The organism is Cupriavidus malaysiensis (assembly GCF_001854325.1).
Classification (GTDB): Bacteria; Pseudomonadota; Gammaproteobacteria; order Burkholderiales; family Burkholderiaceae; genus Cupriavidus; species Cupriavidus malaysiensis.
Map to the genome: position 1 here is coordinate 2,181,562 of NZ_CP017755.1, position 15,960 is coordinate 2,197,521.

At 70.3% G+C, this 15,960-nt stretch carries 16 protein-coding genes; 4 read left to right on the top strand and 12 right to left on the bottom strand.

The window, feature by feature from the left end; translation table 11 throughout:
- Window positions 1-41: 41 nt before the first annotated feature.
- Window positions 42-773: a glutathione peroxidase gene (locus BKK80_RS29175; RefSeq protein ID WP_071019301.1), complete on the bottom strand. Its 732-nt coding sequence runs from the start codon at window positions 771-773 to the stop codon at window positions 42-44.
- Window positions 774-1,147: 374 nt separating this feature from the next.
- The gene (locus BKK80_RS29180; protein ID WP_071072325.1) at window positions 1,148-2,896 is read right to left on the bottom strand and encodes an FAD-dependent oxidoreductase; all 1,749 of its coding nucleotides are present in this window, start codon (window positions 2,894-2,896) and stop codon (window positions 1,148-1,150) included.
- 518 nt (window positions 2,897-3,414) lie between these two features.
- On the opposite strand from BKK80_RS29180, the gene BKK80_RS29185 reads away from it, so the two are divergent.
- Window positions 3,415-4,470, top strand: coding sequence for an EAL domain-containing protein (locus BKK80_RS29185; RefSeq protein WP_083384471.1), 1,056 nt, complete (start codon window positions 3,415-3,417; stop codon window positions 4,468-4,470).
- 98 nt (window positions 4,471-4,568) lie between these two features.
- Here BKK80_RS29185 and BKK80_RS29190 read toward each other — a convergent pair whose 3' ends face one another.
- Both BKK80_RS29190 and BKK80_RS29195 read right to left on the bottom strand, forming a co-directional pair.
- Entirely contained in the window at window positions 4,569-5,285 is a 717-nt protein-coding gene (locus BKK80_RS29190) for an aspartate/glutamate racemase family protein (RefSeq protein ID WP_071072327.1), read from the bottom strand.
- 3 nt (window positions 5,286-5,288) lie between these two features.
- Window positions 5,289-6,569 (bottom strand): D-amino acid dehydrogenase, encoded by a 1,281-nt coding sequence (locus tag BKK80_RS29195; protein ID WP_071072330.1) that lies wholly within the window; start codon window positions 6,567-6,569, stop codon window positions 5,289-5,291.
- Between the two features lie 338 nt (window positions 6,570-6,907).
- Here BKK80_RS29195 and BKK80_RS29205 point away from each other — a divergent pair, with 338 nt between their 5' ends.
- Genes BKK80_RS29205 through BKK80_RS29215 form a run of 3 tightly spaced genes read left to right on the top strand, consistent with a single transcriptional unit; the run spans window position 6,908 to window position 9,185 of the window.
- A complete protein-coding gene (locus BKK80_RS29205) occupies window positions 6,908-7,744 on the top strand; it encodes a transporter substrate-binding domain-containing protein (protein ID WP_071040153.1) in 837 nt (278 codons plus the stop codon).
- Window positions 7,745-7,753: 9 nt separating this feature from the next.
- On the top strand, window positions 7,754-8,413 hold the full coding sequence (locus tag BKK80_RS29210; protein ID WP_071019285.1) for an amino acid ABC transporter permease: 660 nt from the start codon (window positions 7,754-7,756) through the stop codon (window positions 8,411-8,413).
- Window positions 8,414-8,417: 4 nt separating this feature from the next.
- Window positions 8,418-9,185, top strand: a complete 768-nt coding sequence (locus BKK80_RS29215; RefSeq protein ID WP_071019282.1) for an amino acid ABC transporter ATP-binding protein — start codon at window positions 8,418-8,420, stop codon at window positions 9,183-9,185.
- A 75-nt stretch (window positions 9,186-9,260) separates the two neighbouring features.
- Here BKK80_RS29215 and BKK80_RS29220 read toward each other — a convergent pair whose 3' ends face one another.
- From BKK80_RS29220 to BKK80_RS29255, 8 genes are all read right to left on the bottom strand, one after another.
- The gene (locus tag BKK80_RS29220; protein ID WP_071040154.1) at window positions 9,261-9,452 is read right to left on the bottom strand and encodes a 2-hydroxymuconate tautomerase; all 192 of its coding nucleotides are present in this window, start codon (window positions 9,450-9,452) and stop codon (window positions 9,261-9,263) included.
- A 184-nt stretch (window positions 9,453-9,636) separates the two neighbouring features.
- On the bottom strand, window positions 9,637-10,425 hold the full coding sequence (gene dmpH / locus BKK80_RS29225; protein ID WP_071019277.1) for a 2-oxo-3-hexenedioate decarboxylase: 789 nt from the start codon (window positions 10,423-10,425) through the stop codon (window positions 9,637-9,639).
- Window positions 10,426-10,510: 85 nt separating this feature from the next.
- Complete coding sequence (gene dmpE, locus BKK80_RS29230) at window positions 10,511-11,317, bottom strand: 2-oxopent-4-enoate hydratase (protein WP_071019274.1); 807 nt, start codon at window positions 11,315-11,317, stop codon at window positions 10,511-10,513.
- 8 nt (window positions 11,318-11,325) lie between these two features.
- Window positions 11,326-12,780: a 2-hydroxymuconic semialdehyde dehydrogenase gene (locus BKK80_RS29235; protein ID WP_071072333.1), complete on the bottom strand. Its 1,455-nt coding sequence runs from the start codon at window positions 12,778-12,780 to the stop codon at window positions 11,326-11,328.
- Window positions 12,781-13,101: 321 nt separating this feature from the next.
- Window positions 13,102-14,034, bottom strand: a complete 933-nt coding sequence (locus BKK80_RS29240) for a catechol 2,3-dioxygenase (RefSeq protein ID WP_071019269.1) — start codon at window positions 14,032-14,034, stop codon at window positions 13,102-13,104.
- Window positions 14,035-14,120: 86 nt separating this feature from the next.
- The gene (locus BKK80_RS29245) at window positions 14,121-14,426 is read right to left on the bottom strand and encodes a 2Fe-2S iron-sulfur cluster binding domain-containing protein (RefSeq protein WP_071019266.1); all 306 of its coding nucleotides are present in this window, start codon (window positions 14,424-14,426) and stop codon (window positions 14,121-14,123) included.
- A gap of 72 nt (window positions 14,427-14,498) precedes the next feature.
- Complete coding sequence (locus tag BKK80_RS29250) at window positions 14,499-15,569, bottom strand: NADH:ubiquinone reductase (Na(+)-transporting) subunit F (protein WP_071019263.1); 1,071 nt, start codon at window positions 15,567-15,569, stop codon at window positions 14,499-14,501.
- A gap of 25 nt (window positions 15,570-15,594) precedes the next feature.
- A complete protein-coding gene (locus BKK80_RS29255) occupies window positions 15,595-15,954 on the bottom strand; it encodes a phenol hydroxylase subunit P4 (protein WP_071019260.1) in 360 nt (119 codons plus the stop codon).
- Between the last annotated feature and the right edge of the window lie 6 nt (window positions 15,955-15,960).

Consider the following 15,960-nt stretch of genomic DNA (forward strand, 5'->3'; position numbering starts at 1 on the left):
GCCTGGCCGCGCCGCCGCGGGCACGCGGCGGGCAGCGGCGCTCAGCGTGCCAGGTACTGCTCGAGCGCCTCGGCGCCGCCGACCAGCTTGCCGTTGATGAAGACCTGCGGCGCGGTCATCGTGCCCGACACGGCGCCCAGCACCTTGCCGCGGATCTTGTTCTCGAGCGGCACGTCGATGTAGTCGAAGCCGTTGTCGTCGAGCAATTGCTTGGCCTTGGCGCAGAACGAGCAGCCCACCTTGGAGAACACCACCACCTGGTCGGGGCGCTTGGCGTTGGGCGCGATGTGGTTGAGCATGGTGTCGGCGTCCGACACCTTGAACGGGTCGCCCGGCTCTTCCGGTTCGATGAACATCTTCTGCACCACACCGTCCTTGACCAGCATCGCATAGCGCCAGCTGCGCTTGCCGAAGCCGAGGTCGGCCTTGTCCACCAGCATGCCCATGCCTTCGGTGAACTCGCCGTTGCCGTCGGGGATCATGGTGATGTTTTCCGACTCCTGGTCCTTGGCCCACTCGTTCATGACGAAGGTGTCGTTGACCGAGACGCACAGGATGTCGTCCACGCCATGCCTGGCGAACACCGGCGCCAGCTCGTTGTAGCGCGGCAGATGGGTCGACGAACAGGTCGGCGTGAAGGCGCCGGGCAGCGAGAACACCACCACGGTCTTGCCGTCGAACAGCTGGGCCGTGGTCACGGTCTTCCACTCATTGTTTTCACGCACGCGGAACGAGACGGCGGGAACGCGCTGGCCTTCGCGGGATTGCAGCATGGATATCACTCCTGGTCGGTTGGGTTGTGGCTGCGTGATGCAGCGAAGGCCTCATTGTGTCGATCCCGCCTATATTTGTGAAATTCATTGTATCTAGCGGAGTGATTGCATAAGACTATCAATGGGCGATAGGACGGGACTATCCCCGCCTCGATCGAGGCTCATTCGACACATTGCTTGGTGAAATCACCGCCTGGCAGGCATCCCGCGCATCCTGGGCTTGCGCCCCGCCAGCACCGCCGAGGATGACCCGCACGCCGGCCGAGCGCGCGTCACGCCCGCCCGTGGCACTGGAAGGCGCGCCAGCAGACTCACCAGCTGACTCGCCAGCTGACTCGCCAGCTGACTCGCCAGCTGACTCGCCAGCTGACTCGCTAGCAGACCCGCGCCGGACGTCCCGCCAGCCCGGCCAGATAGGCGTGGATCTGCGCCACCACCGCCGCGCCCTCGCCGACCGCCGCGGCGACCCGCTTGGTGGAACCGGCACGCACATCGCCGATGGCGAACACGCCCGGCACGCTGGTCTGCAGCGGAGCCTCCTGCCCGGCGTCGGCACCGGTGCGCACGAAGCCGTGCGCATCCACGCCCACCGGGCAGTCGCGCAGCCAGGCCGTGTTCGGCGCGGCGCCGACGAAGAGGAAGAGATGGCGCAGCGCGCCGTCGTGCTCGCCGTCGGCGCGGCAGCGCCAGCGGATGTGGTCGAGCCAGGCGCTGCCGTCCAGCCCGGTCACCTCGGTGCCGGTCCACAGGCGCACATTGGGCAGGCCGGCGATGCGGTCGATCAGGTAGCGCGACATGGTGGCCTCCAGACCGGGCCCGCGCACCATCAGGTGGACGCGCGCGGCGTGCGTGGCCAGGTAGACCACGGCCTGTCCGGCCGAATTGCCGCCGCCGACCAGGATGACTTCCTCGTCCTGGCACAGCCTGGCCTCGACCGGCGAAGCCCAGTAGTAGACGCCGCTGCCCTCGAAGCGCTCCAGCCCGTCGATGGCCGGGCGCCGGTATTGCGCGCCGCTGGCGATGACCACGGTGCGCGTCGCCACCTCGCGGCCGTCGGCAAGCACCAGGCGCAAGGGGAAGCGGTCGCAGCGCAGCGCGCGCACGGACAGCGGGATGGCCAGGTGGGCACCGAACTTGAGCGCCTGCGCCAAGGCGCGGCCGGCCAGTGCCTGCCCGGAGATGCCGGTGGGAAAGCCCAGGTAGTTCTCGATGCGCGCGCTGGCGCCGGCCTGGCCGCCCGGGGCGCGCTCGTCCATCACCGCCACCGACAGGCCTTCGGAAGCGGCATAGACCGCGGTCGCCAGGCCGGCGGGCCCGGCACCGGCCACCACCACATCGTAGATGTGTTCGGGATCGAAGTCGGGCAGCAAACCCAGGCAGGAAGCCAGTTGCCCTTCATCCGGCGCGCGCAGTACATGGCCGCCCGGGCACAGTACCAGCGGCAGGTCGGCCGGCTCCAGCGCGCAGCCGCCCAGCAGCGCACGTGCCTGCGGGTCGGCTTCGACGTCGAGCACGGTATGGGGATGGCCGTTGCGGCGCAGGAAGGCCTGCAGCGCCAGCAGCCGCGGCGACGCGCCGCGCCCGACCAGCACCGGCCCGCTGCCGCGCTCGATCAGGCCCACGCGACGCAGGATCAGCGCGCGCATGATGCGCTCGCCCAGTTCGGCCTCGGCCACCAGCAGCGCGCGCAGGCGTTCGGGCGGAATCGCCAGCGCCTCGGTGTCGGCGACCGCGACTCCATCGACCAGCGCCGGCTTGCCGCTCAACTGGCCGACCTCGGCAAGGAACTGTCCGGGCCCTTCCTCGACCACCGTGCTGGAGCGGCCGAGCCCGTCGCGCTGGACCACCGCGACGCGGCCGCTCAGGACCACGAACATGCCGCGGCCGCGGTCGCCGATGGAGAACAGGTTTTCGCCCGCGCGCCAGCGCCGCACCTCGCCGAAACGGCGCATGCGCTCGATGTCCGCCGCCGAAAGTTGCGGGAACATCTGGTGCCGGCGCGACTCCAGCGGCGAAAACGGGGCCTCCGCCGCTTCGCCCGGTACCTCGCCGGATACTCCGCCCGCGCCCCCTTCCTGCCGCGGGGGCTCCCCGCCCGTCCCGCCTGGCCGCCCTGCTTCCATGCCGCCCCCTTGCCGTCCCCGGCCGCATGCCCCGGCCGCGCGGCGCGCATCGCGCGCCCGCCGGCGGGGCCGACTCTAGATACTAGGCAGCGGCGCAGCGGAATGCACGCGCCCCATCCCACCTGCCGCCTGCCAGGTGCCGGGCTCGCCCCTTGCCAGGCCTGGGGCGGGCCTGCCGTGTCCTTCCCTTCGAGTGTGGGGTCAAGTACGAGGCGCGGCGTCCGTTAAAGCATGCGATCTCGACGCTCAGCAAGCCGGCAGGCCGCCTCTCCCGGGCACGCCGCCGCACGCACCCCGGAACCGCCCCTCGCCACCGGCCCCGCCAGGCCGGCGGCCGGCAGGGCCTCCCCCTGACCCCTGCGAGATCGGACAAGAAAGACCGAGACATTGCCATGCCTTCAAGCCGGACGACCCAGTCGCGCAGCCAGCCGTCACCACGGCGGTCGCGCGCGCGCGCCGTCTCCCCGCGCCTCCGCTGTACACGTCCGCCCGGACGTCATTCCTGACGGCGAGGCACCATGCAGCGCATCGAACTCCTCAAACGCGTCGCCCACGGCGCACGCCTGTATCTGTCCCTCACGCCATGGGGCGCGCCGGTCCAGGGCGCGCTGCTGCAGGACGAGTGCGCCCCGAACGGCCACCGCCTGATCCCGGGCACGCAGGTCGAGCGCCTGCTGCGCGCCGGCTTGCTGCGCCGCCGCGGCGTGGCCAACCCGAACGGCGAGACCGACCTGGACCTGACCCCGGCCGGCTACGTGACCGCGTTCGGCCGGCGCCTGGCCGCCTCCATGCTGCGCGAGGCCAATGGCGGCGACGGCGACAGCCAGGCCCCGCCGGCGACGCCGGCATCGCTGCCGGGCGACACCGACGGCCAGGCCTTGCCCGGCTACTCCTTCGCCTTCCAGCCCATCGTCGACGTCCGGCACCGCTGCGTGGTGGCCTACGAGGCCTTCGTGCGCGGACGCCGGGACGGCAACGCGGCGCCCGTCCTGCGCGCGGTGCCGCCCAACGAGATCCATCGCTTCGACGACGAGTGCCGTACCGCCGCCATGCGTACCGCGGCCCGGCTGCGCATCGGCCAGCGCCTGCATATCAACAGCTTCGTCAGCGAGGACGCCGACGCGCAGGCCGCGCTCGCGCGCACCCTGTCGACGGCACAGGCGCTGGGCTTCGATGGCGGCCGCCTGGTGCTGGAAAGCAAGGTCGACGAGATCGTGGAACGCCCCGAAGCCTATGCCCGGCGCATGCAGCCCTTGCGCGAGCTGGGCATGGGGCTGGCGCTCAGCGAAATCGGCGGCGGGCTGGCCGGTGCCAACCTGGTCGCCGCCATCCGCCCCGACTACGTCAAGCTGGGCCGGCGGACTGCGCTGGGCACGCACGTCGACGCGCGCCTGCGCGAGCTGGTGCCGAAGCTGGTGCAGACCTGCCGGACGCTCGGCGTCGGTGTCATCGCCGAAGCGGTCGAGACGGTGGACGAATACCACTGGCTGCGCAACGCCGGCGTCGAGCAGTTCCAGGGCAACCTGTTCGCCCCGCCCACCTTCGAGGCGGTGCCGCCCGCGCAGCTGCCGTAGGCGATCATTGGCGACCGCGGTCCGCCGCGCGGCGCCGCCGTGGCCCGGCGCCGCGCTGGTGCCCTGAATCACGAACGCGTGGACTCAATACATTCTGTCTAGCGTGCTGCCGCGCCGGCCATCAGCTGGCGTGCCAGTGACACCAGGTCGAACACCGGCAGCCGGCAGCGCCGCGCGATCTCGGCCGCATAGGGCGGCATATTGGTGCATTCCAGCACCAGCGCCCGCAAGCGCGGATGCGCGGCGGCAAAGCGCACCGCCGTCTCCACCACCTCCTGCCCGACACGCGCCATATCGCCCTCGGGCTGGTTGCCGAGGATCACGCGGGCGAACTCGCCGGCCTCGTCCATGCCCGCGCGCGGCGAGCGCGCCGATCCGCCGACCGCTTCCAGGTGCGCATCGCTGAGCGCGCCGGCCGAAGCCGTCAGCACGCCGACCGCCTCGGGGCCGCCGCACACCTGGTACAGCGTGGGAAGCCAGCACAGCGCCGAGCTGGCGAACGGCACCCGCAGCGCCGCCGCCATCTCGCGATGGTGCAGCGCAAGGAAGCCGCAGCTGGTGACGATGGCCTGGCAGCCCTGTGCCTGCAGTGCCAGCGCCGCCTCGACGAAGGCACCGCCCAGGCCCTCGGCCTGCCCGAACACCACGCGCCGCGGCGAAGCCGCCGGCACCCGCTGGTAGCGCGTGGCGAAGGCAAAGGTGGCTGGGTTGCCGATATCGCCCGGCGGGCGCGGGAACACCGTGTCGAGCATCACCACGCCCAGCGCCGGCTGGCCCGGACCCGGAGCCCGGCCGTCAGCGATGTCGTCTGCCATGATTCAGTACCTCGCCAGCGTGAGGCCGTCCAGGTCGATCTCCGGCTTGCGCCCGAGCACCAGGTCCGCCACCACGCGGCCGGATCCCATCGACATGGCCCAGCCGGTGGAGCCGTGCCCCACGTTCAGGAAGAGATTGGCGTGCGAGGTCGGGCCGAGGATGGGCGGGCCGTCCGGCGTCATCGGCCGCCGGCCCACCCAGTAACGCGCGCCGGCCATGTCGCCGGCGCCCGGGAACCAGTCCGCCATGACCTGGCGCAGCGTCTTCAGGCTGGCCTCGCGCAGGGCCAGGCGGTCGTCGCCCAGCTCGGCGGTGCCGGCCACGCGCACCTGGTTGCCCATGCGCGTGATGGCCGTCTTGAGCGACTCGTCCATGACGGCGGCGCGTGGCGCGGCCTCGGCATCGGTGATCTGCAGCGTGGCCGAATAGCCCTTGACCGGATAGAGCGGCAGGGCGATGCCCAGCGGGTCCAGCAGGGTGTGGCTGTCGACCCCGGCGGCCATCACCAGCGCATCGCAGGGCAGGCGCTGCGGCCCCGCCTCCAACGGCTCCAGCGGCTCCAGCTGCTCCAGCTGCACCGCACTGACCCGCCCGCCGGCCGCCTCGAGGCGCGCCACGCGGGCGCCGAAGCGGAAGCGCACGCCGCCCTGCTCGCACAAGGCGCGCAGTTCGCGCGTGAAGACCGCACAGTCGCCGGCCTCGTCCTCGGGCAGGTAGAGCCCGGACAGCGGGGCCACCGGCGCGCGCGCCAGCGCCGGCTCGATCTCGACGCACTGGGCGGCATCGAGCAGGCGGTGCGGGATGCCGGCCTCGGCCAGCAAGGCCAGCGCCGGCCTGGCCAGCTCCTCGTCGTAGCGCGAGCGGAACAGCTGCAGGTAGCCTTGGCTGCGGCCGTAGTCGAGGGGGTGGTCGCGCAGGAATTCGTGCAGGCAGGCGCGGCTGTAGTAGGCCACGCGCTGCATGCGCAGCTTGTTGACGCGATAGCGCGCCAGTTCGCAGTTGCCCAGCCAGCGCCCGATCCAGCGCCACTGGCGCAGGCTCAGCTGCGGCCGGAAGATGACCGGCGCGGCCGGCTTCAGCAGGTATTTCAGGATCTTGGCCGGCATGCCCGGCGCGGCCCACGGCGTGACATAGCCGGGCGCGATCACGCCCGCGTTGCCGGCGCTGGTCTGGCGCGCCACGTCGGGCTCGCGCTCGACCAGGGTCACCTCGGCGCCCTGCCGGTTGAGCCAGTACGCCGTGGCCGTGCCGATCACGCCGCCGCCGATCACTACGACTTTCATATCGTCGAACCCGCGTCCGCGCGGGACGCAGCAAGGGTGGGAAGAAGAATGGGACGAAGCGGCCGGGACGCAGCGCGGACGCGGCGCGGGCCTGTGCGTGAGTCTACTGAGCTTCGCCGCCGCGCGGAAGCACCAGGCCGATGCGCGCGGCTGGCGGGCACATGGCACAGAACTCGCTTCCGTCCTTCGGCATGCCGCGCCCAGGGCTGGCAGCCATTCCGCCGGCCGCCACCTTGCTGCTACACTCGGGCCCCAGGATGGCGCCCGGGCAGCCGTACCCGGCCATCGGCACCACAACCACGGCAGCATCCACACGACAGAGAGAGAGGAAACCCGACATGGCGATCACGCGCAGGCAGTTCATCGAAGCCACCCTCGCAAGCGGCTCGGCGCTCGCCCTCCCCCCGGCCTTCGCCGACGAGCCCGAATCGACCATGGCCCGCATCAAGCGCACCGGCCGCGTGCGCCTGGGCGCCATCAACGGCGCTTCGCCCTATTTCAGCAAGGACCTCGCCACCGGCGAATGGCGCGGCTTCTGCATCGATTTCGGGCGCGACCTGGCCAGGCACCTGGGCGCGCAGGTCGAATGGGTGGAGACCACCTGGGGCAATGCCGTGCTGGACGTGCAGACCAACAAGATCGACGCCCAGTTCGCCATGGCGCCCACGCCGCAGCGGCGCGAGGCGGTCGACTTCAGCAATCCGCTGTTCCAGAACCTGCACACGGTGGTGGCGCGCAAGTCGCTGAACATCGAGCGCTGGGAGCAGCTCAACGTGCCCGAGATGCGCATCGCGGTGGACGTCGGCTCCAACCACGACCAGCTCGCCACCCAGCTGCTGCCGCGCGCCAACGTGCAGCGCTTCGAGACCTCGGCGGCCGCCACCATGGCGCTGCAGTCCGGCCGCGTCGACTGCCAGATCCTGGTGGTGCTGCTGTCCACCGCGCTGCTGGCCAAGCTGCCCAATATCGGCCACATCCTCTACCCCACGCCGCCGCAGACCGCGGTCACCAACATCGGCCTGCGCAAGCAGTCCGACCCGGCCTTCGTCAACGCGCTCAATGCCTGGCTGGACGAAGCACGCAAGGCCGGCCGCATCCGCGAGACCATCGTCGGCAATATGCAGAAGCTGGCCAACGTGCCGCCCACCGCCTTCCCGCCGCAAGTCCGCTTCTGAGGGCCGAGCATGTATCAGTGGGATTTCGGTTCGCTGTGGGCGTACCGGGGCATCATCACGGCCGGCGTGCTGACCACGCTGGCCTACACCGCGGTGGTCATCGTCTCCGGCCTGCTGGTGGGGGTCCTGGTGGGCCTTGGGCGGGTCTCGTCGAGCCGGCTGCTGGCGGGCTCGCTGCGCGCCTTCGTGGAAGTGTTCCGCTGCACGCCGGTGCTGGTGCAGCTGATCTGGTTCTACTATGCGCTGCCGGTGCTGCTCGGCATCGAGCTGACGCCCGGCACCGCCGCGGTGCTGGCGCTGACCCTGTACGGCGGCGCCTTCTACTCGGAGATCGTGCGCGGCGGCATCATCTCCATCGATCCGGGCCAGGTCGAGGCCGGCCAGGCGCTCGGCATGACGCGCGGGCAGGTGATGCGCCGCATCGTGCTGCCGCAGGCCTTCCGCCGCATGACCCCGCCGCTGGTCAGCCAGTCCATCATGCAGCTCAAGAACACCTCGCTGCTGTCGGTGCTGGCGGTGCCCGACCTGCTCTACCAGGGCCAGGTGATCGCGCACGACACCTATCGCCCGCTCGAGATCTACACCCTGGTGGCCGTGATCTACTTCGCCATCCTGCTGCCCGCCACCATGCTGGCCAAGCGGCTGGAAGCGAAAACCACGGGAGCCTGAGCCGATGCCAACCGAACCCATGATCTCGATCCGCGGCCTGAAGAAACGCTTCGGCGACGTCACCGTGCTGCGCGACATCAGCCTGGAGGTCGGCAAGGGCGAGGTGGTCGCGCTGATCGGCCCCTCGGGCTCCGGCAAGTCCACCCTGCTGCGCTGCGTCAACCTGCTGACCACGCCCTGCGGCGGCACCATCCAGGTCGGCGCGCACCGCTTCGACTTCGACCAGCCGGGCGGTCCCAGGCTCGGCGACCGCGCCCTGGCCGCCTTCCGCGCGCGCACCGGCATGGTGTTCCAGCACTTCAACCTGTTTCCCCACATGACCGCCGCGGAGAACGTCATGGAGGGCATGGTGACCGTGCTCGGACGCCCGAAGGCCGAAGCCCGCGCGCGGGCGCTGGAACTGCTGGCGCGCGTCGGCCTCGCCGAACGCGCCGGCACCTATCCCGACAAGCTCTCCGGCGGGCAGAAGCAGCGGGTCGCCATCGCACGCGCGCTGGCCATGCAGCCCGAAGTGATGCTGTTCGACGAAGCCACCTCGGCGCTCGACCCCGAACTGGTCGGCGAAGTGCTGGGCGTGATGCGCGCGCTGGCCGACGAGGGCATGACCATGATGCTGGTGACCCACGAGATCGCCTTCGCGCGCGAAGTGGCCGACCAGGTGGTCTTCATGCGCGACGGCGTGGTGGTCGAGGCCGGCCCGCCCGCGCAGGTCATCGACGCCCCGCGCGAGGCGTCCACGCGGGCCTTCCTGGCACGCGTCAGCGGCGGCTGACCGGCGCGGCGGCAGTCCGCGTGGCGGCGCGTCGCCGCCGCCGGACCGCCGGCGTGCCGCCCTCCCGGCTTCGCTTCAGCGTCCCAGCTCCTTGGCTGTCTTGCCGCCGATGCCGAAGTGCTCCTTGGGCATTTCCTGCAGCATCACCCGCACCGTTTCGCGCGGCGCGCCGATCGACTCGACCGCCGCATCGGTCAGCGCGGCGATCAGGCGGGCCTTCTGTTCTTCGGTGCGGCCTTCGATCAGGAAGACTTGCATGATGGGCATGGTGTGGGCTCCTTCAGGTTGGAATGGGTTGGATGGGTGGTCTGGCTGGCCTTGGTCTGCATGATGGGGCTTGCCGGCGCGTGGCGCCAGGGGTGAGGGCGGGACGGCTGGCGCGGGGGTACGACGAAGGCAAATAGGTCTGCGTACGCCTTGCCGCCGCGTGGCACCACCCCACCCCCAAGCCTCACACAAAGCGCATCGACACCGACCCCAGCCGCTGGTAGCGCACCGTCACGTTGTCGCCGGCGGCCACCGCCACCGCCTCCGTCACGCCGCCGGTCATGATGAAGGTGCCCGCCGGCAGCTCGCGCCCGCGCGCGCCCAGCATGTTCGCCAGCATCGCCACGCTGTTGGCCGGATGGCCCAGCACGGCGGCGCCGGCGGCGGTCGCCACCACTTCGCCGTTCTTCTCCAGCACCACGCCGAGATTCTTCAGGTCCAGCCCTTCCACCCCCAGGCTGGTGCCGCCGGTGACGAAGCGCGCCGACGAAGTGTTGTCGGCGATCACGCTCTTCAGGTCGAAGCGGAAGTTCTCATAGCGCGAATCGATCACCTCCACCGCCGGCAGCACGAAATCCGTCGCCGCCAGCACGTCGCCGATATGGCAGCCCGGGCCCTTCAACGGCCGCTTGAGCACGAAGGCGATCTCGGCTTCGACCTTGGGATGGATCAGGCCGGAAGTGTCGATCGCCGCGCCGTCCATGCAGGCGCCGTAGTCGGTCAGGAAGCCGTAGACCGGCTCGCTCACCCCCATCTGGCGCATCTTGGCAAAGGAGGTCAGCCCCATCTTCAGTCCGGCGATGCGCGTGCCACGCGCTTCCTTGCGCGCGCGGATGGCGTCCTGGATCGCGTAGGCGTCGTCCCAGTCCATGTCCGGATGGGCGTCGGTGATCTTGCGTACCGCCTCGCGCTGCAGCTCGGCGTTCTCCAGGTGCTCGGCGAGCTGCCGGATGGTCTCTTGTGTCAGGTTCATGGTCTTTCCTTGTAGCTTGTGGCTCATGGCTCCATGGCTCATGGCTCATGGGCGGTGGCCTGTGGCTTGCGCGGGGACGGCCCCCTCAGACGAAGCGCACGCCGGCCGAGCCGACGCCGCCCAGGCTGATGCGCAGCTGGTCGCCCGCCTGCACCGGCACCATCGCCGCCAGCGAGCCCGACAGGATCACCTCGCCCGCCTTCAGCGCGATGCCCAGCCGGCCCAGCGTATTGGCCAGCCACGCCACCGCATTGGCCGGATGGCCGAGCGCGGCCGCGCCCGCTCCGGTGGCGACGATCTCGCCGTTCTTCTCCAGCGTCATGCCGACCGTGCCCAGGTCCAGCCCGCGCGGGTCCACCGCCGCGTCGCCCAGCACGAACACCCCCGAGGACGCGTTGTCGGCCACCGTGTCCTGGATGCGGATCTTCCAGTCGCGGATGCGGGAATCGACGATCTCGAAGCACGGCAGCACGAAGGCGGTGGCGCGCAGCACGTCGGCATTGGTGACGCCGGGACCGGCCAGGTCCTCCTTGAGCACGAAGGCGATCTCGCCCTCGGCCTTGGGCGCGATCAGCGTGGCAGCCTCGATGGCCGCGCCGTCCGGATAGACCATGCCCGACAGCAGGTGGCCGAAGTCCGGCTGGCGCACGTCCAGCATGTCCATCACCACCTTGCTAGTGACACCGATCTTCTTGCCGATCACGCGCTCGCCGGCATCCAGCCGGTGCTGCACCATGGCCAGCTGGATGCGGTAGGCGTCGTCGATCGACAGCGCCGGCCAGCGCTCGGTCAGCGGCGCCACCGCCTGGCGGCGCACCAGGGCCTGGTGCAGGCTGGCGCCGATCTCGCGCAGTTGCTGCGCCGGCAGGCCTTGTTGCAGGGCTTCTTCCATGTCTTGCCTCACAGTTTCACGCAGATATTGCGCAGCTCGGTGTAGAACTCCAGCGAATGCACCCCGCCCTCGCGGCCGATGCCGGATTGCTTGGCGCCGCCGAAGGCGGTGCGCAGGTCGCGCAGGAACCAGGCGTTGATCCAGCAGATGCCCACCTCCAGCGCCTTGCCCATGCGGTGCGCGGTGCCCAGGTCCGAAGTCCACACCGTGGCGGCCAGCCCGTAGGGCGTATCGTTGGCCAGCGCGATCACCTCCTCCTCGGTGTCGAACGGCGCGATATGGCAGCAGGGCCCGAAGATCTCCTCGCGGATCACCGCCGCGCTCTCGGGCAGGCCGGTCCAGATGGTCGGCTGCACCCAGGCGCCCTCGGCCAGCGCGCCCGGCATCTGCGGCACGCCGCCGCCGGTCACCACGGTGGCGCCCGCCTCGGCCGCCTTGCGGTAGTAGGACAGGACCTTCTCGCGGTGCTCCAGCGACACCAGCGGGCCCATGGTCACGCCGGCCTCGTTGGGCGGACCCAGCTTGAGCCCTTCGGCCTTGGCCTTGAGCGCGGCGACGAAGCGCTCGAAGATGGGCCGCTGCACATAGACCCGCTCGGTGCCCAGGCACACCTGGCCGCTGTTCTCGAAGGCCGAGCGCGTGATGCCGGCCACCGCCTTGTCGAAGTCCGCGTCGGCGAAGACGATGCCGGCGTTCTTGCCGCCCAGCTCGAACGACACCGGGCGCACACCGCGCGCCGCCGCGCGCATGATGGCCTCGCCGGTGCGCGTCTCGCCGGTGAAGGTGATGCCGTCCACATCCGGGTGCTCGGTGAGGAAAGCGCCCGCCGAGTCCGGGCCGAAGCCGTGCACCACGTTGTAGACGCCGGGTGGCACGCCCACCTCGTTCATCACCTCGCCCAGCAGCGTGGCGGTCGCGGGCGTCTCCTCCGAGGGCTTGACCACCACCGTGTTGCCGCAGGCCAGCGCCGGGCCGACCTTCCACGTCATCAGCAGCAGCGGCAGGTTCCACGGGCACACCACGCCGATCACCCCGCGCGGTGTGCGCACCGCGTAGTTGACCGCTTCGCCGCCATCCGGCGTGGCCATGGCAAAGCTCTCGGTCGGCACGTTCTTGATCAGGTCGGCGAAGACCTTGAAGTTGGCCGCGCCGCGCGGGATGTCTACATGGCTGGCCAGCGACAGCGGCTTGCCGGTATCGGCGATCTCCGCCTGCAGGAAGTCATCGAAGCGGCGGTTGATGCCGTCGGCCACCGCGTGCAGCAGTTCCACGCGCTGGGCCACCGTCATGCGGCCCCAGGGGCCCGCGAGCGCGGCACGCGCGGCGGCCACCGCCGCCTCTACCTCCGCGCGGCCGGCTTCGTGCACGCGCCCGATCAGGCTGTTGTCGACCGGGTTGCGGTCATCGAATTGGCGGCCGGTGGCGACCCACTGGCCGTTGATGAAGTTCTGGAAGTCTTTCATGGTGCTTGTCTCGTTATGGCTTGGGGATGGCGGGGGAGGCTTGCTTCTTTCGTTCGCTCGGTTCCCGGTGCGCTTCGCTTTTCCGGGGGGCTGGGAAAACACGCAGGCCTTCGCCACGGCAATCGCCCGCGCTCACCCCCGGCCCCTCTCCCATTGCATGGGAGAGGGGAACAAACCCTCGCCAGAGCGACCTTCCCCGCCCGCGATGAACCTGGCTCCCCTCTCCCGCTCGCGGGAGAGGGGTTGGGGGTGAGGGCTGGCGCCCGCGTCATGCGATGGCCCGCACGATGCCGAGCACCGCCTCATTCGAAAACTCCCCCCTCAGGTCAACACATTCAAGAAGGCATCATTGAGCTTGCGGTCGTGATAGAAGATCGCCCGCCCCAGCTCGTTATCGGTCCAGGTGATGGTCGGCTTGTCCGGGTAATGGATATAGCCGCCGGCGAAGACCTCGTTGCGGTTGCCCGAGGGGTCGAAGAAGTAGATGGTGGCGCCGCGCGTGATGCCGTGCCGGGTCGGACCGATGTCGAGCGATACATCGCGCTTGGAGATGATGTCGGCCGCCTTCAGCACCTCGCTCCAGTTGTCGAGCTGGAACGAAGCGTGATGGAAGCGGTTCTTCTCCGGGTGGCGGATAAAGGCGATGTCGTGCGCCTTGTTCGAGCAGGTCAGGAAGGCGCCGATCACCATCCGCTCCGGCCCCGCCACCACCTCCTCGGCCAGCGAGAAACCCAGCACGTCGCGGAACAGCTTGACCGTGCCGTCGAGGTCGTCGCCGTACAACAGGCAGTGGTCGAAGCGGCTCGGCGCCATGCCGCGCAGGTCGTCCGGCCAGGGGTCCGGATTCAGGTCGCCGGTCTGGCAGCCGAGCTTGTCCTTGTCCGCGAACAGCTCGATGGCATGGCCGGTAGGGATGGTGAAGCGGAAGCGCCGGCCGGTGCGCAGGTGCTCGCCGGCGGGAATCCAGGCGCAGTCCTGCGCCAGCCCGCTGGCGGCCACTTCGCCCGCCAGCCGCTCCAGCGTGGCGTCGCTGTCGACGCGGAAACCCATGTAGTCCATGCCCGGGCTGTCGGCCTCGCGCAGCACCACGCTGTGATGGTCGTGCTCGTCCCAGGCCTTCAGGTAGACGCGGCCCTGCGCGTCGCGGCCGGTCTCCTGCAGCCCGAGCACGTCGATATAGTGTTTCAGCGCCGGTTCCAGTTCCAGCACGCGCAATGCCACGTGCCCCGGGCGCAATACGCCAGTCAATGCCATGTTCGTCTCCTTGATGTCCGGATCTGCGATCCGTGTTTGTCGTCACCGCCCTCGCGGCGCTTTCGCTTGCTCGACAGTCGGCCCCGCTAGCGCGCCTTGTCCAGGCAACGCGCCAGCAGCGCCGCCGGCCGCAAGCGGATATCGCTGTCGGGAAATGCCTTGCAGGCCAGCACCAGCCCCTGCCCCTGCTCCGCCTCCGACAGGCAGGCGCGGCTCATCTTGCCGGTGCGGTAGCGCCCCGACTCGATGCGGACCTTGCAGACGCCGCAGCCGCCGCCGCGGCAGCCCGCGGGGATGCCGCGCTGCCCCAGCACTTCCATGGCACGCAGCAGGTTCTGCCCCGGGTCGCAGGGGTAGCGCTGCCCGCTGTCCGCAATCTCCACCGTATGCATGTCTGTCTCCTTTGCACGCTTGGTGCGCTTTGTGTGCTTTGTGTGCTTGGTGCGCTTTGTGCGCCTTGCCCGTCAGATCTTGAACAGCGGGCTGCGCGCGCTGTTCTGCGCATCGCTCGCGGACAGGAACTTCTCGGTATGGATGTCCGCCTCGAACAGCCGGCCCTGCATCAGGGTGCGGATGCAGGCTTCGATCATCGGCGGCGGCCCGCACAGGTAGGCCTTGTGGCCGCGGAAGTCCGCGCGCCCGTCGCCATCGGCATAGAGCGCGGCCAGCGCCTCGTGCGCGAAGCCGCGCGCACCCTGCCAGGCACTGTCGGCCGGCTCGTCGGACAGCGCCGGCACGTAGCGGAAGTTCGGATGGCGTTCGGCCAGCGCACGGAACTCGTCCTCGCAGTACAGCTCGGCCCGGTTGCGCGCGCCCTGCACCAGCGTGATCGGCAAGGTCTCGCCAGCGGCCAGCAGTTCGCGGATCATCGCGCGCGGGCTCGACAGCCCGGAGCCGCCCGCCAGGAACAGCATCGGCGCCTGTGCCGAGCGGCGCACGAAGAAGCGGCCGTAGGGCGCGGAAAAGCGCAAGGCGTCGCCGACCGCCAGCCGCTCGTGCAGGTAGCCGGTGGCCTGGCCGCCCTCCACCTTGCGCACATGCAGTTCCACCAGTTCCTCATCCGGCGCATTGGCCAGCGAGAAGGCGCGCGGCTGGTCGCAGCCCGGCACCTGCAGGTTCAGGTACTGGCCCGCCTGGAATGCCACCTTCGCACCGCCCTTGACCCGCAGCCAGATGCCACGGATGGTCGGTGTAAGCGCGCGCACGTCCACCACTTCGGCCTCGTAGTCGGCCAACGGTAGGCCCAGCGCATCGGCGTCCTCCTCGATGTCGGCCTCGATGGTCAGGTCCGACTGCGCGGTGGCGCAGCAGGCCAGGCACTGGCCGTTGTCGCGCTCGAAGTCCATCAGCGCGAAGCTCGAAGCCTCGCCCTGGTCGACCTCGCCCTCCACCACCTGCACCTTGCAGGTGGCGCACAAGCCGTGGCAACAGGCGTGCGGCAGCCATACGCCGCTGCGCAGGCAGGCATCCAGCACGGTCTGCCCGGGTGCGATCGGGATGGTCTGCCCGATCGGCTCGATGGTCAGCGAATACATCTTGCGTCTCCTTGCGCGGCGGCGCTCAGCTCGCGCTGCCGCCGATACCGTCCAGGCCGGGCGTGCGGAAGCGGATCACTTCCTTGTGGCCGAGGCCGTTCTCCTCCAGCGTGGCGTCGAGGTCGGGCTGCCAGGGCCGGCCACCGCGCAGCCACTCGACCCGGCTCCAGTCGATGCGGCCGAAGTCGGGGTGGTAGCCATAGACGCCGGGCAGCACCTGCTCGACCACCTCGCGCAGGCGCATCGCGGGCGGGAAGGGGAAGCAGTGCGGCGCGCAGAACAGCAGGTGCTGGTCCCAGCCGACGTAGAGCAGGCGGTTGCCGTGGAACACCGCCTCGCGGTCGGCGGGTTCGAAGCGGTATTCACCGATGGATGCGACGGACATGATGTG

Excerpts from the sequence above, each read along its gene's own strand:
- BKK80_RS29175 (WP_071019301.1), bottom strand. The coding sequence starts at position 773 with ATGCTGCAATCCCGCGAAGGCCAGCGCGTTCCCGCCGTCTCGTTCCGC.
- BKK80_RS29180 (WP_071072325.1), bottom strand. The coding sequence starts at position 2,896 with ATGGAAGCAGGGCGGCCAGGCGGGACGGGCGGGGAGCCCCCGCGGCAG.
- BKK80_RS29185 (WP_083384471.1), top strand. The coding sequence starts at position 3,415 with ATGCAGCGCATCGAACTCCTCAAACGCGTCGCCCACGGCGCACGCCTG.
- BKK80_RS29190 (WP_071072327.1), bottom strand. The coding sequence starts at position 5,285 with ATGGCAGACGACATCGCTGACGGCCGGGCTCCGGGTCCGGGCCAGCCG.
- BKK80_RS29195 (WP_071072330.1), bottom strand. The coding sequence starts at position 6,569 with ATGAAAGTCGTAGTGATCGGCGGCGGCGTGATCGGCACGGCCACGGCG.
- BKK80_RS29205 (WP_071040153.1), top strand. The coding sequence starts at position 6,908 with ATGGCGATCACGCGCAGGCAGTTCATCGAAGCCACCCTCGCAAGCGGC.
- BKK80_RS29210 (WP_071019285.1), top strand. The coding sequence starts at position 7,754 with ATGTATCAGTGGGATTTCGGTTCGCTGTGGGCGTACCGGGGCATCATC.
- BKK80_RS29215 (WP_071019282.1), top strand. The coding sequence starts at position 8,418 with ATGCCAACCGAACCCATGATCTCGATCCGCGGCCTGAAGAAACGCTTC.
- BKK80_RS29220 (WP_071040154.1), bottom strand. The coding sequence starts at position 9,452 with ATGCCCATCATGCAAGTCTTCCTGATCGAAGGCCGCACCGAAGAACAG.
- dmpH (WP_071019277.1), bottom strand. The coding sequence starts at position 10,425 with ATGAACCTGACACAAGAGACCATCCGGCAGCTCGCCGAGCACCTGGAG.
- dmpE (WP_071019274.1), bottom strand. The coding sequence starts at position 11,317 with ATGGAAGAAGCCCTGCAACAAGGCCTGCCGGCGCAGCAACTGCGCGAG.
- BKK80_RS29235 (WP_071072333.1), bottom strand. The coding sequence starts at position 12,780 with ATGAAAGACTTCCAGAACTTCATCAACGGCCAGTGGGTCGCCACCGGC.
- BKK80_RS29240 (WP_071019269.1), bottom strand. The coding sequence starts at position 14,034 with ATGGCATTGACTGGCGTATTGCGCCCGGGGCACGTGGCATTGCGCGTG.
- BKK80_RS29245 (WP_071019266.1), bottom strand. The coding sequence starts at position 14,426 with ATGCATACGGTGGAGATTGCGGACAGCGGGCAGCGCTACCCCTGCGAC.
- BKK80_RS29250 (WP_071019263.1), bottom strand. The coding sequence starts at position 15,569 with ATGTATTCGCTGACCATCGAGCCGATCGGGCAGACCATCCCGATCGCA.
- BKK80_RS29255 (WP_071019260.1), bottom strand. The coding sequence starts at position 15,954 with ATGTCCGTCGCATCCATCGGTGAATACCGCTTCGAACCCGCCGACCGC.